General features: G+C 45.5%; 13 protein-coding genes and 2 pseudogenes. 8 read left to right on the forward strand and 7 right to left on the reverse strand.

Translation table 11 applies throughout. The features are described 5' to 3' along the window. The 3 genes from BACCELL_RS02320 to BACCELL_RS02330 all read right to left on the reverse strand — a co-directional run. Window positions 1–483: DUF1848 domain-containing protein (locus BACCELL_RS02320; protein ID WP_007209900.1), on the reverse strand; the 483-nt coding region annotated here is incomplete at its 3' end. A 12-nt stretch (window positions 484–495) separates the two neighbouring features. Next, the gene (locus BACCELL_RS02325) at window positions 496–1,014 is read right to left on the reverse strand and encodes a hypothetical protein (RefSeq protein WP_007209901.1); all 519 of its coding nucleotides are present in this window, start codon (window positions 1,012–1,014) and stop codon (window positions 496–498) included. A gap of 97 nt (window positions 1,015–1,111) precedes the next feature. Beyond that, window positions 1,112–2,296 carry an iron-containing alcohol dehydrogenase gene (locus tag BACCELL_RS02330; RefSeq protein WP_007209902.1) on the reverse strand — a complete coding sequence of 395 codons (1,185 nt, stop codon included), beginning with the start codon at window positions 2,294–2,296 and terminating at the stop codon, window positions 1,112–1,114. A gap of 127 nt (window positions 2,297–2,423) precedes the next feature. Between BACCELL_RS02330 and BACCELL_RS02335 the strand changes: the two genes are divergently transcribed. The 4 genes and pseudogenes from BACCELL_RS02335 to hydF all read left to right on the forward strand — a co-directional run bounded on the left by BACCELL_RS02335 (window position 2,424) and on the right by hydF (window position 7,701). Then, on the forward strand, window positions 2,424–3,884 hold the full coding sequence (locus tag BACCELL_RS02335; protein WP_007209903.1) for a monomeric [FeFe] hydrogenase: 1,461 nt from the start codon (window positions 2,424–2,426) through the stop codon (window positions 3,882–3,884). 27 nt (window positions 3,885–3,911) lie between these two features. Continuing rightward, window positions 3,912–4,947, forward strand: a pseudogene (gene hydE, locus BACCELL_RS02340) ([FeFe] hydrogenase H-cluster radical SAM maturase HydE). Between the two features lie 33 nt (window positions 4,948–4,980). Then, on the forward strand, window positions 4,981–6,399 hold the full coding sequence (gene hydG, locus BACCELL_RS02345) for a [FeFe] hydrogenase H-cluster radical SAM maturase HydG (RefSeq protein ID WP_007209906.1): 1,419 nt from the start codon (window positions 4,981–4,983) through the stop codon (window positions 6,397–6,399). A 120-nt stretch (window positions 6,400–6,519) separates the two neighbouring features. Beyond that, window positions 6,520–7,701, forward strand: a complete 1,182-nt coding sequence (gene hydF / locus BACCELL_RS02350) for a [FeFe] hydrogenase H-cluster maturation GTPase HydF (protein WP_044153183.1) — start codon at window positions 6,520–6,522, stop codon at window positions 7,699–7,701. Window positions 7,702–7,955: 254 nt separating this feature from the next. On the opposite strand, the gene BACCELL_RS02355 is transcribed toward hydF, so the two are convergent. From BACCELL_RS02355 to nuoF, 3 genes are read right to left on the reverse strand one after another with little or no spacing between them, the layout of a single operon-like run. Continuing rightward, window positions 7,956–8,432: an NADH-quinone oxidoreductase subunit NuoE family protein gene (locus BACCELL_RS02355; protein ID WP_007209908.1), complete on the reverse strand. Its 477-nt coding sequence runs from the start codon at window positions 8,430–8,432 to the stop codon at window positions 7,956–7,958. A 20-nt stretch (window positions 8,433–8,452) separates the two neighbouring features. Continuing rightward, window positions 8,453–10,219, reverse strand: coding sequence for an NADH-dependent [FeFe] hydrogenase, group A6 (locus BACCELL_RS02360; RefSeq protein WP_007209909.1), 1,767 nt, complete (start codon window positions 10,217–10,219; stop codon window positions 8,453–8,455). A gap of 11 nt (window positions 10,220–10,230) precedes the next feature. Further along, a complete protein-coding gene (gene nuoF, locus BACCELL_RS02365; RefSeq protein WP_007209910.1) occupies window positions 10,231–12,138 on the reverse strand; it encodes an NADH-quinone oxidoreductase subunit NuoF in 1,908 nt (635 codons plus the stop codon). A 223-nt stretch (window positions 12,139–12,361) separates the two neighbouring features. On the opposite strand from nuoF, the gene BACCELL_RS02370 reads away from it, so the two are divergent. The 4 genes and pseudogenes from BACCELL_RS02370 to BACCELL_RS02385 all read left to right on the forward strand — a co-directional run bounded on the left by BACCELL_RS02370 (window position 12,362) and on the right by BACCELL_RS02385 (window position 17,965). Next, window positions 12,362–12,700 (forward strand): DUF6686 family protein, encoded by a 339-nt coding sequence (locus BACCELL_RS02370; protein WP_007209912.1) that lies wholly within the window; start codon window positions 12,362–12,364, stop codon window positions 12,698–12,700. 10 nt (window positions 12,701–12,710) lie between these two features. Beyond that, the gene (eno, locus tag BACCELL_RS02375) at window positions 12,711–13,991 is read left to right on the forward strand and encodes a phosphopyruvate hydratase (RefSeq protein WP_007209913.1); all 1,281 of its coding nucleotides are present in this window, start codon (window positions 12,711–12,713) and stop codon (window positions 13,989–13,991) included. A 268-nt stretch (window positions 13,992–14,259) separates the two neighbouring features. Then, window positions 14,260–16,147: pseudogene (locus tag BACCELL_RS27655) on the forward strand (FISUMP domain-containing protein). 12 nt (window positions 16,148–16,159) lie between these two features. Further along, on the forward strand, window positions 16,160–17,965 hold the full coding sequence (locus BACCELL_RS02385) for a hypothetical protein (RefSeq protein WP_007209917.1): 1,806 nt from the start codon (window positions 16,160–16,162) through the stop codon (window positions 17,963–17,965). Window positions 17,966–18,063: 98 nt separating this feature from the next. Here BACCELL_RS02385 and BACCELL_RS02390 read toward each other — a convergent pair whose 3' ends face one another. Then, the gene (locus BACCELL_RS02390) at window positions 18,064–18,369 is read right to left on the reverse strand and encodes a hypothetical protein (protein WP_007209918.1); all 306 of its coding nucleotides are present in this window, start codon (window positions 18,367–18,369) and stop codon (window positions 18,064–18,066) included. Between the last annotated feature and the right edge of the window lie 212 nt (window positions 18,370–18,581).

Genomic DNA, 18,581 nt, shown 5'->3' on the forward strand with positions numbered 1-18,581 from the left:
ACGCACATGCGGATAATGATCAATAAAACCCAGCATACACTTTTCAGTATAGTCATGCAAAGCAAATGCCATTTCAACAAATTTGTCTTGATGAAAAGCAACTGTGTATTGTTCATTCGTAAGAATAGGATCATATCGCCACACCACTTTCTCCCTTCCTATCTTATCAGAAAGGCGTTTGAATGTATCTATACGCTTTTGAAGTGGTGGCAGTTTACTTTCAAGTTCCGTTCCGTACGGATTCAGTGTAAACTGGAAATAGTATTTATAGTCCTGCAATCTGTCCAGTTTATCAATCATCGGTGCAGGATTCTTCGTCCAAAAGACAATGCAATCAATGACAGCAGGGTCCAGGTTGACCCTGCTGATCATATTAGGATTATACGGATTAGGTACCAAAACATACCTTTCTTTTATCCGGTTGAGAAACCACTCCGAATAAAAAGCAGGTATATCCGTCCTGCGACTGGCACTGATGATCATCTTCCTACCTCGCTATTCGTCGGAAGATGGGACCACGTAATCTTCTTTAATGAATTCGTCATATACCCTCTTGGGATGGTCAAAATGAGCCACACCTGTACGATCTTCATTAAAGTTCTCTCGTCGGAATTTTTTCAGTTTCAAATTGTCTTCAGCATACTCTCTGAGTTTCCTCTTTTCACTCCCGTACAAAGAGCTATCCAATACCTCAGATTCCAACAAACCTTCCCTGGGAGTGATGGTAGGCAATAGATTTTGTTCCAACAGTCCGCGATAAGCACCATTGTACTCACACCAAACATTATCACCCAAAACAAACAAGCGATACGTGTAGTTTGACCATGCCGTCTTGATGGTAATCTCGCGGGCATAGATTTCTACTGTCGCCTCCGAATTGTAATTCGGATCACGGATGACAACCAACTTTCTGCCTGAAATATCCTCTTTTACTAAAGTTGTCCATCTCTCACAATTCAGGATCTCTTCGATAATTTCAGGTAGTTTTTCTCTAATTTCAAAATGTATTCTCATATTCTTTGCCTGTGGGTCAGGACTTTTTTACTACCCCCCAATTGATATATGCCCCTAAAGATAACAAGTATTTGTCAGAAAAACAATAAAAAATCCGTTATCTATTTGCCATGCGATAGATATTTTTCATATCATCGCGATGTAAAACCTTCAAATTTCCGGTTGTTGTACTACCACCGGAACTGCATTTATCTGCCATGAGTTTGATTTCTTCGTCAGTGGCCTGCCGTCCTATCAACTCGCAAATACTAACCGGCATTCCAATTGCGCGATAGAAATCTTCCATGGCTTCAATGCCTGCCAAAGCGGTATGTTCGGGTGATTTGAAATCATTTGTTACACCCATCACATTCACGGCAAACTGAGCGAAACGGGTTACATTTTCTTTGTAGACATACCGTGCCCAGCTTCCCCAAAGAGCTGCCAGACCTGCACCATGTGCTACATCGAATAGTGCACTCAGTTCATGTTCAAGCTGGTGTGTTGCCCAGTCACCAGTTGTTCCACATCCCGTCAAATCATTGTGTGCCAAGCTACCTGCCCACATAATTTGGGCACGATGTACATAATTCTCCGGTTCTTTCAGTACTTCAAAAACACTATCTTTTACCGTACGGAGAATACTTTCAGCAATGGCATCAGTCACTGTCATATCGTCATCATGAGAGAAATAACGTTCCATGGTATGCATCATAATGTCCGTTACACCACAAGCTGTCTGATAGTTGGGCAATGTATAAGTCCGTTCCGGATTCATCACAGCAAATTTGCAACGGCACAGATTATTGGAATAACCTTTTTTCAAATCACCGTCCTCATTGGTTATCACGGTACTGTTACTCATTTCACTCCCCGCAGCAGGAATTGTCAGCACGGTAGCAACCGGCAGACAAGCTTCCGCATGGGCTCGTCCCATATAAAAATCCCAGACTTCACCCTCATAAGGTACACCGAAAGCAATCGCCTTCGCAGAATCAATCACACTACCGCCACCTACGGCAAGAATGAAATCAACCTTTTCTTTCCGACACAATTCAATACCCTCGTGTACTTTCGACAAACGTGGATTAGGAACCACCCCACCCAGTTTTACGTAAGCAATACCTTCCGCCTCCAATGCCCGGCATATTTTATCCAGCAAACCGGAACGCTCCGCACTCTGTCCGCCATAATGTACCAGGACTTTAGCGCCGCCATATTGCTTCACCAATTTCCCAGTTTTATCTTCCGATAATGCTCCAAACACAACCTGTGTGGGTGCATAGTAAATAAAGTCTTTCATCGTCAATTTCGTTTTTTTATTCTGATACAAAGATAAGCATATTGAGGGTAGAAAGGTTCATAGAAACTATAACTTTTCATTATCTTTGCACCGTAATTACCGACTAACTAATCCGAGAATAAATATTATGGCATTTACCAACAACATTATGATTGTCCGCCACAGATTGCTGACAGAGCTGGTAAAACTGTGGAGGGATAACGAACTTGTAGAAAAAATAGACCGTCTTCCCATTGAATTGAGTCCGAGAAGGTCCAAGCATGCAGGACGCTGCTGCGTACATAAAGAACGCGCCGTGTGGAAATACAAATCACTGCCGTTGCTGGGACTGGATATGGAAGATGAAAAAGATGAATTAACCCCATTATCAGAGTATGCAGCACATGCACTGGACCGTGCAGAAAACGGAACGCCGAAAGATAACATCATGTGTGTGATTGATGAAGCATGTTCCGCCTGCGTACAAATCAATTACGAAATCACCAACCTTTGCCGCGGATGTACCGCCCGTAGCTGCCAGACCAACTGTCCGAAGAAAGCTGTCCATGTAAAGGAAAGCGGACAGGCGTGGATAGACCATGATGAATGCATCAGTTGTGGTATTTGCCACAAGAGCTGCCCCTATCATGCCATTGTCTATATCCCAGTACCTTGCGAAGAGGCTTGTCCGGTAAAAGCTATCAGCAAGGATAAGAAAGGTATCGAACACATCGACGAAAGCAAATGTATCTATTGCGGAAAGTGTCTCAACGCTTGTCCGTTCGGAGCAATTTTCGAAGTGTCACAGGTATTCGATATCCTGCACAAGATACGCAAAGGAGAAAAAATAGTGGCCATTGTGGCACCGTCTATCCTGGGACAATTCAAGACTACTATTGAACAGGTATATGGCGCACTCAAAGCTGTAGGATTCACTGATGTCATCGAAGTGGCTCAGGGAGCTATGGATACGGTCAGCAACGAAGCACATGAATTGATAGAGAAGTTGGAAGAAGGACAGAAGTTTATGACTACTTCCTGTTGCCCTTCCTACATAGAACTTGTAAATAAACATATTCCGGGCATGAAACCTTATGTTTCAGGCACAGGTTCACCGATGTATTATGCAGCACGCATTGCCAAAGAGAAACATCCGGATGCTAAAGTCGTTTTTATCGGCCCGTGTGTAGCCAAACGTAAAGAAGCCCAGCGTGATGAAGCTGTAGATTTTGTTATGACTTTCGAAGAAGTGGCATCTGTATTGGACGGACTGAATATTCAGTTGGAGCAATCGCAACCTTATGCCATGTCGTTCGCATCCGTGCGCGAGGCACATGGATTTGCTCAGGCTGGTGGCGTAATGGGAGCAGTAAAAGCCTATCTGAAAGAAGAAGCTGACAAAATCAATGCCATCCAAGTAGCTAATCTGGATAAGAAAACCATCGGTTCATTGCGGGCATATGCCAAATCAGGCAAAGCACCGGGGCAATTTATAGAAGTGATGGCATGTGAAGGTGGCTGTATCACCGGACCTTGTACGCACAATGAGATTGCCGCAGGTAAACGTCAGTTTGTACAAGAATTAGCTAAACAGGAAAAAACCTATTAATTGAAGCTTCCAAGCTTTAAAGTGAATATGATAATTCCCCTGATTGACAAACTTCGCCAGGAACACCGATTAAGTGCTGAAGAATACAAAGCACTACTCCTTTGCCAAGACGCTGATACTTTAAAGTATCTGCAGGAGCAGGCACGGGAGGTGTCACTTGAGCAGTTTGGCAATCGGGTATTTATTCGTGGGCTGATTGAGATTACCAACCATTGCCGTAACAATTGCTATTATTGCGGTATACGGAAAGGAAATCAATCTGTTCTCCGTTATGAGTTGACACGGGAGGATATTCTGGAATGTTGTCGTGAAGGATATACCCCTCGGTTTCCGGACTTTCGTCTTGCAAGGTGGTGAAACATCCTCTGTAAAAGATGATTTTATCCTTGAAACTGTTACTGCTATACATCGTGAGTTTCCGGATTGCGCCATCACACTATCATTAGGCGAAAAGTCCCGTGAGACTTACGAGCATTTCTTCCGGGCGGGTGCCAATCGATATTTGCTTCGCCACGAAACGCATAATGAAGAGCATTACCATCATCTGCACCCCGATAAGATGTCTATCAGACAACGCTTGCAATGTTTGGCATGGCTGAAAGAAATAGGATATCAGACAGGAACAGGTATTATGGTAGGCAGTCCGGGACAAAACACCGATCATCTGGTGGAAGACCTCCTTTTTATAGAGCAATTTCATCCTGAAATGATAGGAATCGGTCCTTTTATTCCGCACCACGATACTCCGTTTGCAGCATGCCCGCCGGGAAGCATAGAGATGACTCTGAAACTTCTTTCCATCTTCCGGTTAATGCATCCGAAGGTGTTATTACCCTCTACCACAGCATTAGCAACGCTTGCACCGGATGGACGAGAACGCGGAATACTGGCAGGAGCCAACGTAGTAATGCCAAACCTTTCTCCCCCGGAACAACGGAACAAATACTCACTTTATGATAACAAAGCCTCTTTGGGAGCCGAAGCTGCAGAAGGCTTACAACAATTAGAAGAAAAACTGACGGTTATCGGATACCGGATATCGAAAGAAAGAGGAGACTACTAATCACTAATCACTCACCCCTAATCACTAAAAAACGTGTATAATGTAAGTTCAAAGCAGGCAGAAGAGTTCATCGATCACCAGGAGATACTGGATACGCTGGACTATGCCCGTACTAATAAAAATAACCGTGCCCTCATTGAGAGTCTGCTCGAAAAGGCAGCCTCATGCAAAGGTTTGTCCCATCGTGAAGCCGCTCTACTGTTAGAATGCGACCAGCCCGACCTGACGGAACGTATCTTCCATCTGGCACGAGAAATTAAGCAAAAACTATATGGCAACCGCATCGTAATGTTCGCCCCGCTATACCTTTCCAATTATTGTGTGAACGGATGCGTTTACTGCCCCTATCATGCAAAGAACCGCACTATCGCCCGCAAGAAATTATCACAGGAAGAAATACGCCGGGAAGTGGTTGCCTTGCAGGATATGGGACACAAACGTCTGGCACTGGAAGCCGGCGAAGACCCGCTACGCAACCCCATCGATTATATCCTGGAATCTATTCAGACCATCTATGGTATTCATCATAAGAATGGTGCTATCCGGCGGGTAAACGTGAATATTGCCGCTACAACGGTAGAGAACTATCGTCGGCTGAGAGATGCAGGTATCGGTACTTACATTCTTTTCCAGGAAACCTATCACAAGGAGAATTACGAGACCCTGCACCCCACAGGCCCTAAAAGCAAGTATTCCTATCACACCGAAGCTATGGACCGTGCCATGGAAGGTGGTATCGACGATGTAGGTATAGGTGTATTATTCGGGTTGAATACCTATCGATACGATTTCGTAGGATTATTGATGCATGCCGAACATCTGGAAGCGGCATTCGGTGTCGGACCGCATACAATCAGTGTACCCCGTATCTGCCCAGCGGATGATATTGAAACAAAAGATTTCCCCAATGCCATTTCTGATGAAATGTTCTGCCGCCTCGTTGCGGTAATCCGCATTGCAGTGCCTTACACCGGAATGATCATTTCTACCCGTGAATCGGAAGCTGTACGACGTAAGGTATTGGAATTAGGTATTTCACAAATCAGTGGCGGCTCACGTACCAGCGTAGGCGGATATGCCGTACCGGAAACGAAAGAAGAGAACTCGGCCCAATTCGATATCAGCGACCGCCGCACACTGGATGAAGTTGTAAACTGGTTGCTCGATCTGGGACATATCCCCAGTTTCTGTACGGCTTGTTATCGTGAAGGGCGGACAGGTGACCGTTTCATGTCTCTTGTCAAGCGGGGACAGATAGCAAATTGCTGTCAGCCCAATGCCTTGATGACTCTGAAAGAATATCTGGAAGATTACGCTTCACCCGAAACCCGGGAGAAAGGTATCCGCCTCATTCATGAAGAGATGGAACGCATCCCGAATCCGAAAATCCGGGAAATAGCTCTGCGAAACCTGCATGAGATAGAGGAAGGGAAAAGAGATTTCAGATTTTAGGCACGGATTACGCGGATGAACGCGGATTTTTTATAGCGCAGCCTTTAATCCGTGAAATCCGCGTAATCCGCGCCTAAAATGATCAAATCCCCATTTATTAACCCCTTAATATTGAGACTAATGAATCAGACTCCTAATGCCAACCGCCTACACATCGCCCTCTTCGGACGGCGAAACAGTGGAAAATCCAGTCTTGTCAATGCCTTGACAGGGCAAGATACCGTTATAGTCTCCCCCACTCCCGGCACTACTACTGATCCTGTGACAAAAGCAATGGAAATTCATCCACTCGGTCCATGCCTTCTTATTGACACTCCGGGCTTCGATGACGAAGGCGAGCTGGGAGAAATGCGCGTAGAACGCACCTTGAAAATAATTGGAAAAACCGACATCGCCCTGTTACTCTGTGAAACCGGAGACGCACAGGAACAGGAATGGCTTCAACGATTGAAAGAACGAGGCATCCCTGTCATATTGCTTCTGAACAAAGCTGACGCACGCCCCAATACGACAGAACTGGCAGAACAGATAAAAGCAAGTTGCGGACAGCCTCCCATCATCGTCAGTGCCAAAGACGGCACAGGTATCGAAGCCATCCACCGCGCCATTCTGGAAAAGTTACCTGCCGATTTCGGAGAACAAACCATCACCGGGAGCCTCGTAGCGGAAGGTGATGTAGTAGTGTTAGTCATGCCCCAGGACCTTCAGGCACCTAAAGGACGACTTATCCTTCCCCAAGTACAGACAATCCGCGAACTTCTGGACAAGAAATGCCTGGTTATGAGTTGTACCACAGATAAGCTGAAAGATACACTATGCGCACTTACCAATCCCCCCAAATTAATTATCACAGATTCGCAAGTATTCCACACCGTATACGAACAAAAAACGGCTGAAAGCCGGCTCACTTCCTTCTCCGTGCTCTTTGCCGGATACAAGGGAGATATACACTATTATGTAGAAAGTACATCCGCCATCGACCGACTAACGGAACAATCCCGCGTATTGATAGCCGAGGCCTGTACCCATGCTCCACTGACAGAAGATATAGGCAGAGTAAAAATCCCCCACCTGCTGCGTAAGCGAACAGGTGAAAGATTGCAGATAGATATTGTCTCCGGAAATGATTTTCCAGAAGATTTATCCCCATACAATTTGATTATCCACTGTGGCGCCTGTATGTTCAATAGAAAGTATGTACTGAGTCGCATTGAACAGGCACGTGCGCAACAAGTACCCATGACAAACTACGGAGTAGCCATTGCCCACCTCAACGGCATACTGAACAAGATCGTGTACTAAGGGAAGACCTCCCACCCCACTAAGGAGAGACCTCCTGGCTCCCTAAGGGAAGAGTTTATATACCGTCTGATATAATAAATTATACCGAGCGGTATATCTTTTTATACCGAGCGATATAAATAAATATATCGGGTGGTATAAATAAAAATATCGGGCGGTATAACTGCTTATACTGCCCGATATATGAACTCTCTCCTTAGGCTATCGCTAACTGCTTCCTTAGGCTATCGGCAACTGCTTCCTTATAACCGAAGCTACTCCAGTTCCTCCAGCACTTTCTTTACATCCACCGCCTGAAGCCTCCCGTACACCTTCTCTCCAATCATCACTACGGGTGCCAGTCCGCACGCTCCTACGCAACGCAGACAATCAAGTGAAAACTTCCCGTCCGGTGTCGTTTCTCCGACTTCGATGCCCAGCACGCGCTTGAATTCTTCAAGTAATTTCTCCGAACCACGTACGTAGCACGCCGTTCCCATACACACCGAAATAGGATGTTTACCTTTAGGAGTCATCGTAAAGAAAGTATAGAATGTTACCACGCCATACACACGCGACACCGGAACATTCAGCTTTGCAGCAATCAGGCGCTGCATCTCTTCCGGCAGATAGCCGTGCAGATGCTGCGCTTCATGAAGTATATTGATAAGTTCGCCCGGCTGGTTGCCATGCTTGTCACAAATAGCACGCACTTGTTCGACAACGTCACAGGCTAATTTGATATCTGACATAGTTTCTCCGTTTTAATAAGTTAATCAATCGCCTTATTGAAATAATGCGTATGCAGCAACCGCTCCGCAGTCTCACTCAGCGGTTTACCCAGATATTCCTCATACAGAGTCTTGATGTATGGATTCTCGTGCGATTTACGCAAAGGCTTCTGTGCATCTTCCCGATACAGTGCATTGGCACGTGCATACAGCACCTCCGAGTTGCCATGATGCAACGGTTGTCCGCCTCCACCGATACAGCCACCCGGGCATGCCATAATCTCAATCACATGATACTCATTCCGCCCATGGCGAATATCTTCCAACAATTGACGCGCATTACCCAGACCATGAGCAATACCCACCTTCAGTTCAAAACCATCCAGATCAATCGTCGCACGGCGCACACCGGCCAGACCACGCACCTGCTCAAAGTTTACATTCTCCAATGTCCGCCCGGTATAAATCTCATAAACCGAACGCAATGCCGCTTCCATCACACCACCGGTCGTTCCAAAGATGACACCGGCACCTGTTGAAGCTCCCATCGGATGATCAAATTCCTTATCCGTCAGTAGCGTAAAACCTACGTTAGCACGTCTGATAAGTCGTGCCAGCTCACGGGTGGAAATAGAATAATCCACGTCCGGACTGCCATCTGTCTTAAACTCATTGCGGTCGCACTCATACTTCTTCGCCAAACAAGGCATAATAGATACCACTACCAGCTTTTCACGCGGAATACCCATCTTCTCCGCCCAGAATGTCTTGGCAATGCTACCGAACATCTGCTGTGGCGAGCGTGCCGTAGAAGGAATATCAAGCATATCGGGGAAATGATGTTCAAAGAAATTCACCCATGCCGGACAACAGGAAGTCAGGATAGGCAGGCGAACAGATTTATCCCCATTCATATAACGCGTCAGGCGATTCAATATCTCGGCACCTTCTTCCATGATGGTAAGGTCGGCGGCAAAGTCTGTATCAAATACATAATCAAAACCCAATTCGCGAAGAGCGTACACCATCTTTCCCGTTACTAACGTCCCGGCAGGCAGTCCGAATTCTTCTCCCAGAGCCGCACGAACGGCCGGAGCTGTCTGTACAATAACTACCTTATCCGGATTTTCCAGATCCAGCAACAAGCGGTTAGTATGATCGCGTTCCGTCAATGCCCCTACCGGACAAACAGCTACACATTGTCCGCAATAAGTACATTCACTATCACTCATCATCTTATCGAAAGCCGGAGCAATCGTAGTATTAAAACCACGGCGAATGGCTCCCAAGGCGCCTACCGTCTGCACTTCATTGCATACACTCTCGCAACGTCTGCAGAATATACACTTATCCATATTCCGCACAATGGATGAAGTGACTTCACGCTTACGAGGCGAAAGTTCCCCACCATTATAAGGCATCCGCCGGATATTAAAACGTAATGCCAAAGTCTGCAACTCACAGTTGCCGCACTTCGGACAGGTAAGGCAATCATTCGGATGATCCGAAAGTATCAGTTCAGCCACCACCTTACGGGCATTCATCACACGCAGGGTACTGGTACGCACCACCATTCCTTCTGTACAACGGGTAGCACAGGCGGGAGCCAGATTACGGCGTCCTTCCACCTCCACGACACAGATACGGCACGAAGCCGGATTATTCTTAACGCAAGTCCCCTTCAAATCAATATGGCAAAGGGTAGGTATATCTATACCGATTTTCCGTGCGGCTTCCAGGATAGTCGAGCCTTCGGGTACGGTAATATAATGGCGGTCTATTTGCAGGGTTATTTGTTTTTCTTCCATAGCAGTAGTTTTTAGCAGACATTGATTGCTTTGAATTTACAGCGTGCCATGCACATGCCGCACTTAATGCACTTGTCCGGATTGATGACATGCGGTTTGCGCACATCACCCAGAATGGCATCCGCCGGACAATGTTTAAAGCAAAGATGGCAACCGATACATAGTTCCGGATTAATGGTATAAGTCAGCAATGCTTTGCACTGCTTCGCCCGGCAGGTTTTATCCCTCACATGCTCTACGTATTCATCATAAAAGTTATTGAGCGTAGACAGTACCGGATTGGGTGAAGTCTGTCCCAACCCGCACAAGGCGGTATCCTTTATCACCTTTCCCAATGTAGAGAGTGCATCCAGATCTTTCATCGTGCCTCGTCCTTCGGTTATCTTGTTCAGCATTTCCAGCAGACGCTTGTTACCAATACGGCAGGGGGTACATTTTCCACATGATTCTTCCACCGTAAAATCAAGATAGAAACGTGATACAGAAACCATGCAATCATCTTCATCCATTACAATCATACCACCGGATCCCATCATCGATCCTTCCGCCAGCAAGTTGTCAAAGTCAATCGGTGTATCCAGGTGCTTTTCTGTCAGGCATCCCCCCGAAGGTCCGCCCGTCTGCACCGCCTTGAATTTCTTTCCTCCCTTAATGCCACCGCCAATTTCATAAATCACCTCACGCAGTGTCGTACCCATTGGCACTTCTATCAAGCCGACGTTGTTAATCTTACCGGCCAGGGCAAATACTTTAGTCCCTTTCGAACGTTCCGTACCGATAGAAGAAAACCACTCCGCTCCCTTTGTCAAGATAATAGGAATATTGGCAAGCGTTTCCACATTATTCACATTGGTCGGCTTGCCCAGATAACCGGCTTCGGCAGGGAAAGGAGGTTTCAAGGTAGGTTCACCGCGCTTTCCTTCCATAGAGTGGATAAGCGCAGTTTCCTCACCGCATACGAATGCTCCCGCTCCGTAACGTATCTCAATATCAAAACTGAAATCCGTACCGAATATATTCTTTCCCAGCAACCCGTATTCACGTGCCTGGGCAATAGCAATTTTCAATCTTTGTATGGCCAGCGGATATTCTGCCCGGATATAAACCAATCCTTTCGGAGAACCAATGGAATAACCGCAAACTGCCATAGCCTCAACAATGGAGTGCGGATCACCTTCCATGATGGAGCGATCCATAAAAGCACCGGGATCCCCTTCATCGGCATTACACACCACATATTTCATGTCGGCTTTCTGCTTATTGGCAAACTCCCACTTCAGTCCGGTAGGGAAACCACCACCACCGCGTCCGCGAAGTCCGGAACGTTTTATCACGTCAATCACTTCCTCTGGCTTTTTATGGAGCAGACTATCTGCCAATGCCATATAACCATCCAGCGCAATATATTCCTCAATGTTTTCGGGATCAATAAAACCACAGTTACGTAAAGCGATGCGCATCTGCTTCCGATAGAAATCCATGTGCTTGGAGTCACTGACGGTCTTCTCCGTCTTCGGATCGATGTAGAGCAGCCGTTCTATCTTCCGTCCCCCGATAATATGCTCTCTGACTATCTCGTCGGCATCATCAGGAACCACCTGGGTATAGAAAGTGTTATCAGGGATAATCTTTACGATAGGTCCCTTTTCACAAAAGCCGAAACAACCGGTAGTGATAATGTCCACCTTGTCGGCAATATTATTTCTCTCGAGTGCTTGCTGAAGACGTTCAGCAATAATGTGGCTGTCGGATGCCTTGCAACCTGTACCGCCACAGATCAGAATTTGCAGATGCTCGGTTCCCAATGCCAACCCACAGCATTGCGCCGCAACCGTCTCATTGCTTTCTTCGCGTAGCAAGAGCGTGCCTTCTGCCCTTTTCTTGATAATTTTCAGATCATGGATAGTTAGTACTTTCATTTTGTAATAGATTTGGGGTCGGGAACAAAGATACAAAAAGACTTGAGATTACAAAAGGAAAGTAATAAAGATTACAGGAGGGAGAATACGAGGTTATAGATGACAATATGATATAATTTGCAAATAACAATATATAAGTATTCACGAAAAGGATATTCACTATTTGTAGGTATTGCCCCATCGCCTCATTTGTGCGACCTTTGCAGCAAACAAAAATCAGCTTATGGAAGAAATACTGAAGCGGACAACAAACGGTTTTATCTCCTTTTGTACTAAGTGCCACGCCTACCATGTAGAGTTCGGCAATCTTTTCTTCACCTTCACGGAAGATGAATTCGAACATTTCTGCCAATATATCAACTCTATCGACGGCGAATATTATCAAGAGTTGAACAAGGACATGAAGAACGCCCGCAAGATATTTCTCCGGATGCCGGTAAAAGGTTTTTATTGCGCCCTCTATCCGGATGAACTGAAGGAGTTGAGACGCCTGATCGACTTCTCCCTGACAGACGACGCCATTGAAAGTGCATTATCCCTGGAAAACTATTGTTTAAATTAAGAAGATAATTATGAAAATTGAAAAGATTGTAGCCCGCGAGATACTCGATTCACGCGGTAACCCCACGGTAGAAGTGGACGTAGTTTTGGAATGTGGTGTTATGGGACGTGCAGCCGTACCATCAGGCGCCTCAACCGGTGAACATGAAGCACTGGAATTACGCGATAAAGATCCGAAACGCTACGGTGGCAAAGGAACTTTGAAAGCCGTAGAAAACGTAAATACTATCATCGCTCCGGCCCTCATCGGCTGGTCGGCATTGGAACAACGTGCCATTGACAAGAAGATGCTGGAACTGGACGGTACTCCTACTAAATCAAAATTGGGTGCCAATGCCATTCTGGGCGTTTCTTTGGCTGTAGCCAAGGCTGCTGCAAATTACCTCGACATACCTTTATACAGATATATCGGCGGAGTAAATACTTACGTTATGCCTGTCCCCATGATGAATATCATCAATGGTGGTTCACATAGCGACGCTCCCATTGCTTTCCAGGAATTCATGATCCGCCCTGTAGGTGCACCTTCTTTCCGTGAAGGCCTGCGCATGGGTACTGAAGTATTCCACGCCTTGAAGAAAGTATTGCACGACCGCGGTCTGAGCACTGCCGTAGGAGATGAAGGAGGTTTTGCCCCTGCATTGGACGGTACTGAAGATGCACTGGATTCCATCATGGCAGCTATCAAAGCAGCAGGCTACGAACCGGGTAAAGATGTAAAAATCGGTATGGACTGTGCATCCTCTGAATTCTATAAGAATGGAGTGTACGACTACACTATCTTCGAAGGTGAGAAAGGCAAGAAGCGTACTGCAGATGAGCAGATTGATTACATGGAATATTTGATTAATAAATACCCGATTGACTCTATTGAGGACGGAATGAGCGAAAACGACTGGGACGGCTGGAAGAAGCTGACCGAACGTATCGGCGATCGTTGCCAGCTGGTAGGAGACGACTTGTTTGTAACAAACGTAGAGTTCCTTGCCAAAGGCATTGCTATGGGCTGTGCCAATTCTATCCTCATTAAAGTCAACCAGATCGGCTCGCTCAGCGAAACGCTGGATGCTATCGAAATGGCTCACCGCCACGGCTATACCACGGTTACTTCCCACCGCTCCGGTGAAACGGAAGACGCCACTATTGCCGACATCGCCGTAGCAACCAACAGCGGGCAGATCAAGACCGGTTCGTTAAGCCGCTCCGATCGCATGGCTAAGTACAACCAACTGTTGCGCATCGAAGAAGAACTAAACGAACTTCCAGCATATGGCTACAAAAGAATAAAATAATGCTTTGTAGTGAATAAGTCATAAAAGCAAATGCGGGTGCCTGTGAAGGTACCCGCATTCGCTTTATAGATATTTGCTCCCCCTCCCACAGTTCGAGTTGTAAACTTCGAACTACTTTTATGTTTCTACATGATATTCATAAAAAGAAGAATATCTTAAACCCGGTACTAAAGAATTCTCATATTGAAAAATTATATATTTTTGCACCCGCTTTCGGAAAAAGGTCCGAAGAAACTATCAATATTCAATATAACATTTTACAAAAAACATGAATCACTCTTACAAAAAAATCATTGTTCCCGCCTTGCTGGGAACGTTGTTTTTAGGCGCCTGCTCAGATGACGCATCGTTTGAGGGAGAAGGCAAACAACAAACTTATTCATTAGTAGTGAAAGGAATTACGACTTCCGGTTCAGATTCTTCTGAGGAATTACGGGATGTGTCAGTTTTCCAGTTCAGCGATGGCAACTTGTACAAGACGCAACAATTAACCCCCGAATCCAATGGCCAGTCCAGTATTTCCGCACTCAGTGGATCACGGCTATACTTCCTCACCGGAGTGACACTTCCGGTTCAGGAAGAAGGTATTACCGAAGAAGAATTCCGCAATATGACCATCGGCGAAGAACTGCACAATAATTCAGCTCCTGACTTTATGGCTGCAATTGTTGAATTGGAAAGTACTCCCCAAACACGCAGCAATCAGGAAATTAACGTTGGCATGAAACGCGGTGTAGCCCGTATAGACCTGAATACTACAGCAGACAGCAAAACATTAATCAAAGAAAATAATCGTAAAGGATGCTCCGGCTGAAACATATCCGTTCATTGAAAACGCTTCCGCATCAGATAAAACAGTAAGTTACTTAAAAAAATTTGATCCAGCTTTCGGTGGAGAACAACAGGGAATCTTCCGCATTTTCGAAAGCAAACGTCCTGTTAATATTATCCTGCGTGGTACATACAATGAAATTCCCATCAGTCTCAAGATGCAATTGCCAAGTATAGAGCGTAATAAGGTTTACGAACTATCAGTACTCAACGTAGGTGCCACAGTAGAAGGAATCTTCGAAATCAAACCCTGGGAAGAAGGCGAAACAATTATCGGGAAACCTGATACAGAGCATCGTATCCTGCTTAATGCTTCCCAATCCAAAATCCCGGAAGGCGTAACTGTGGATTATGAGAATAATATAGTAGAGGTACCCGCCACAGGAGTCAGTGACATGAAACTGGCATTTGTTTCCGACACCCGAATTGATATATCAGCCACTGAAGGCACTGACAGTGGCGTGAATCTCAGTGAGATGTCGGTATCTGAAGAGACAGAAGGCATAGTATCAGCATTCAATGTATCAGTGGCCGCACAAGGTAGTGGCCGACTGGGCTATACAATTCTGGTACATTTAAAAAATGCTTTGCTAAGCGGCTCTTATGATTATGTAGAGATTCGTGTGGCTCCGAGCGACAAGCAGATCGAGACCGTTGAAATGGGTGGCAGCATTTGGATGGCATTCAATGCACGCAGCCGGGATCTGGAAGACCAAGTATATCCCTTAGACGGTACTACCGTTGAAGAGATGTACCGTAATGGCTGGGTCAGCAGTATCGGTGGTTTGTTCCAGTATGGACGGAAGTATATGTACACCCCCTGGCAAGGATATAACCCCTCAAACAATCTGGGTAATCAAACAGCCGACATACCTTGGCAAAACGATACCCATATGCCTTGTCCGGAAGGTTACCGTGTGCCAACCCGCAGCGAACTAAACTCTCTTCTCCCCAAAAATCAGGAAATTCCCGGCACTTATATAGCAGGAAACGGAGAAAAAATAACCGCTACACTCCACGTTGGCGAAGGAACCCTGACTACTCCAACCAGTGTAACAGGAACGCAACACTATGTGAAATTTACTTCTGAAGATACCGGACGTTACCTTATTATCCCTTTGGCAGGCGGAAAAGGTGACAAGTCTACAACCAATAATCCGTCTTTCGGAAAAAGAGCCGTGTTATGGACAAGCGAACGCAACGGCTGTCCCGGTGGTTATGCATGGACTTACTGGTTACCGTTTGAAGGCAAGGAAACAACTGCTATTGCCGAGAGACAATTGCAGATGGAAGCATTTGCATCCTTACGTTGTGTAAAAAAATAAAGGAGGAATTCTATGAAGATTGCAAAAATCATACTATTATTTCTGGCATTGCTACTGACCAACTGTTCAGGCGAACTTGAGCAGGAATACGGGCTCATGCCGCCTGCCCCCGGTCAGGTAACATTTCTTCTTGGATTGCAGGAAGATGACACTTCTGCCATACAGACACGCAACGGTGAACCTGAACAAATCGCCCGCATGTGGTATGCCATTGCCAATGATCGGGGAGAAATGCTCAAACCGCTGTATCAAAAGCTGGAGGCCGACTTCTCCAAACTGACCATTGAAGGATTGGGATACGGTGACTATACGGTTGTATTCCTAGCCACCACGAATCCGGAATCAAATGCGACTATCAAAGAACCCGAGCAATTGTCAGATATCTGGCTATTGAATCAGGTTGCAAAAGCCCCTCTTGATGATGTTTATTTCTATAAAAAAATAGAAGTACACATTGGCAAAGAGCAAACTGCGGAGTCGCAGACTGTGACATTGGAGAGATGCGTAGGCAAAGTTGATATAGACCTGCACGTCTCGTCCGATTATATGTGGCGCTTTATACGCAAAATCGACATCACATTTGACGATGCCGAAGGAATATATGCCGGTCTCAGTGCAAGTGGTGAATACTCCGGTACGGAAAGCATTGAATCTTATGACATCACGGAAAATCGTTCATTTTACTCATTGCCAAGTAAAGAGGCACTTTCCGGATTCGTAACGATCGAGTCAAACCGCAGTGATGGTACATCGTTTGTACACAAATACCGCTTCAGCAACTGCAAAATCGAAGCAGGTCGTATCTCCCACATCAGCATTGATTACCGGCACCCGGAAAGCCTGGACGGGTTGCTTTATATCCGTGAAGAAGATTTCTCCCGCTTCCGTACCGACACAATGTTTTTAGCCAACGAGCCACGAGACATCTTCTATAATAGTAAGCACCGTTCCTTTTATGTAAACGCACCGTTGCAAGTGTCCATCTCGGATGAACATCAATTACTGGTTAAATTCTTCTCACCTGTTGCTATTCATGATGTGACGATTTTATGTCGATTCAATAAAATCAGTACCGAATTCCTTGAATTGGCACATTTCGATCTGATTTATCCTTTCATGGAAGCCACTTTCCCGTTGCCCGTCGTAAGCTCTGACCGAACATTCACCACCAGTAGCGGCAGAAAGATAGTAATACCTGCACAACCGGAACTTTCCGGTGACGATGTTACGCTTGTTATCCGGACGGAAGATCCATACATGAAGAAGATAGAGCAGATAGACAGTCGATGGTTCATTCGTTTCTCAGCTTATTCAGCCGACAACGGACACGCTTATTGGCGGCACATGAATCCATTATTATGTCGTCACGGGGTAGCATTGGCCACCAATATGGCTTTCATGTTCTCTTCAGAAGAGTTTAACACAGAAATGAATAAATACGAAGGCAAACTGAAGGACAACGGAGGAAATGCCATCAACCTGGATGCATTACGCCAGAGAATCCGCAGTCATGGAGGCCTCGTATTAGGTCGCGTATCAGGTGTTGGTGGTCTGGGAGGAGGTACCACCTACGGATTGGCAGACTATTGTTACACCGGAGTCTATTTTGACGCAACACCGCTGGGATCTAATCCGCACAACTATGCACGGCAAGCTATGTTCCATGAATATGGACATTGTTTAGGTTATAACCACAGCAGTACCATGACTTATGGCGACCAATGGACAGTACTCTGCGCCACAGTATTCGTAAATATGGGACAAGAGGATAAATTACCCGTAAGTTCAAAAGACGTAATCGCCAATTTACCGATGTAAAAAACACAAAAGTAAATAAAAGCAAAAAGGGAGGAAGCAGATATGAGTAAATCAAATTTCTGCCCCTCCCCTTTTAATATGATATTAATAAAGACCTATTACTTCTGAACCTCTCCTTTTTCATTGAAAAGAACTGGATTCTCCGTACCGGATGCATCCACCAACGTTACCTTGTAAGTCTTGGTTCCATCCTCAGCCACTTCAACGGCTGCCTCTTTGATGGTGGCTTCCGAGTAGTTTTCTTTGATGGCATCCTGAACGGCCTGCGGAAGTTCCTTCACATCAATCGGTTTAAACTCGTTGATCATCGTTGCGATTTCAACATCTGATACCATGTTGTTAGCAAATGCCACTGAAGTACCCAAGCCCATTACCAATGCTACTGCTAAAAATAACTTTTTCATAATTCTAATTGTTTAAGTTAAACATTTCTTGTTAGCTCTCACATAATATAATGCAAGACGTATGCCAAAGTTAGTTTCGGAGCAGGATAACACTATATATCAAATATTTACATCCAGAATGGCATAAAAATATTTTTCTATTTTGAGTATTTTTTCCACAATTATGTAGAAACCCGTCTACAATAAACTACAAGTTACTTCATACAACAGCC

It is taken from the genome of Bacteroides cellulosilyticus DSM 14838 (assembly GCF_000158035.1).
Classification (GTDB): domain Bacteria; phylum Bacteroidota; class Bacteroidia; order Bacteroidales; family Bacteroidaceae; genus Bacteroides; species Bacteroides cellulosilyticus.

What these genes read in the sequence shown, in the direction of transcription:
- hydF (WP_044153183.1), top strand. Translation starts at nt 6,520, where the DNA reads ATGAATCAGACTCCTAATGCCAACCGCCTACACATCGCCCTCTTCGGA.
- BACCELL_RS02330 (WP_007209902.1), bottom strand. Translation starts at nt 2,296, where the DNA reads ATGAAAGACTTTATTTACTATGCACCCACACAGGTTGTGTTTGGAGCA.
- eno (WP_007209913.1), top strand. Translation starts at nt 12,711, where the DNA reads ATGAAAATTGAAAAGATTGTAGCCCGCGAGATACTCGATTCACGCGGT.
- BACCELL_RS02360 (WP_007209909.1), bottom strand. Translation starts at nt 10,219, where the DNA reads ATGGAAGAAAAACAAATAACCCTGCAAATAGACCGCCATTATATTACC.
- BACCELL_RS02385 (WP_007209917.1), top strand. Translation starts at nt 16,160, where the DNA reads ATGAAGATTGCAAAAATCATACTATTATTTCTGGCATTGCTACTGACC.
- nuoF (WP_007209910.1), bottom strand. Translation starts at nt 12,138, where the DNA reads ATGAAAGTACTAACTATCCATGATCTGAAAATTATCAAGAAAAGGGCA.
- BACCELL_RS02325 (WP_007209901.1), bottom strand. Translation starts at nt 1,014, where the DNA reads ATGAGAATACATTTTGAAATTAGAGAAAAACTACCTGAAATTATCGAA.
- BACCELL_RS02335 (WP_007209903.1), top strand. Translation starts at nt 2,424, where the DNA reads ATGGCATTTACCAACAACATTATGATTGTCCGCCACAGATTGCTGACA.
- BACCELL_RS02370 (WP_007209912.1), top strand. Translation starts at nt 12,362, where the DNA reads ATGGAAGAAATACTGAAGCGGACAACAAACGGTTTTATCTCCTTTTGT.
- BACCELL_RS02355 (WP_007209908.1), bottom strand. Translation starts at nt 8,432, where the DNA reads ATGTCAGATATCAAATTAGCCTGTGACGTTGTCGAACAAGTGCGTGCT.
- BACCELL_RS02390 (WP_007209918.1), bottom strand. Translation starts at nt 18,369, where the DNA reads ATGAAAAAGTTATTTTTAGCAGTAGCATTGGTAATGGGCTTGGGTACT.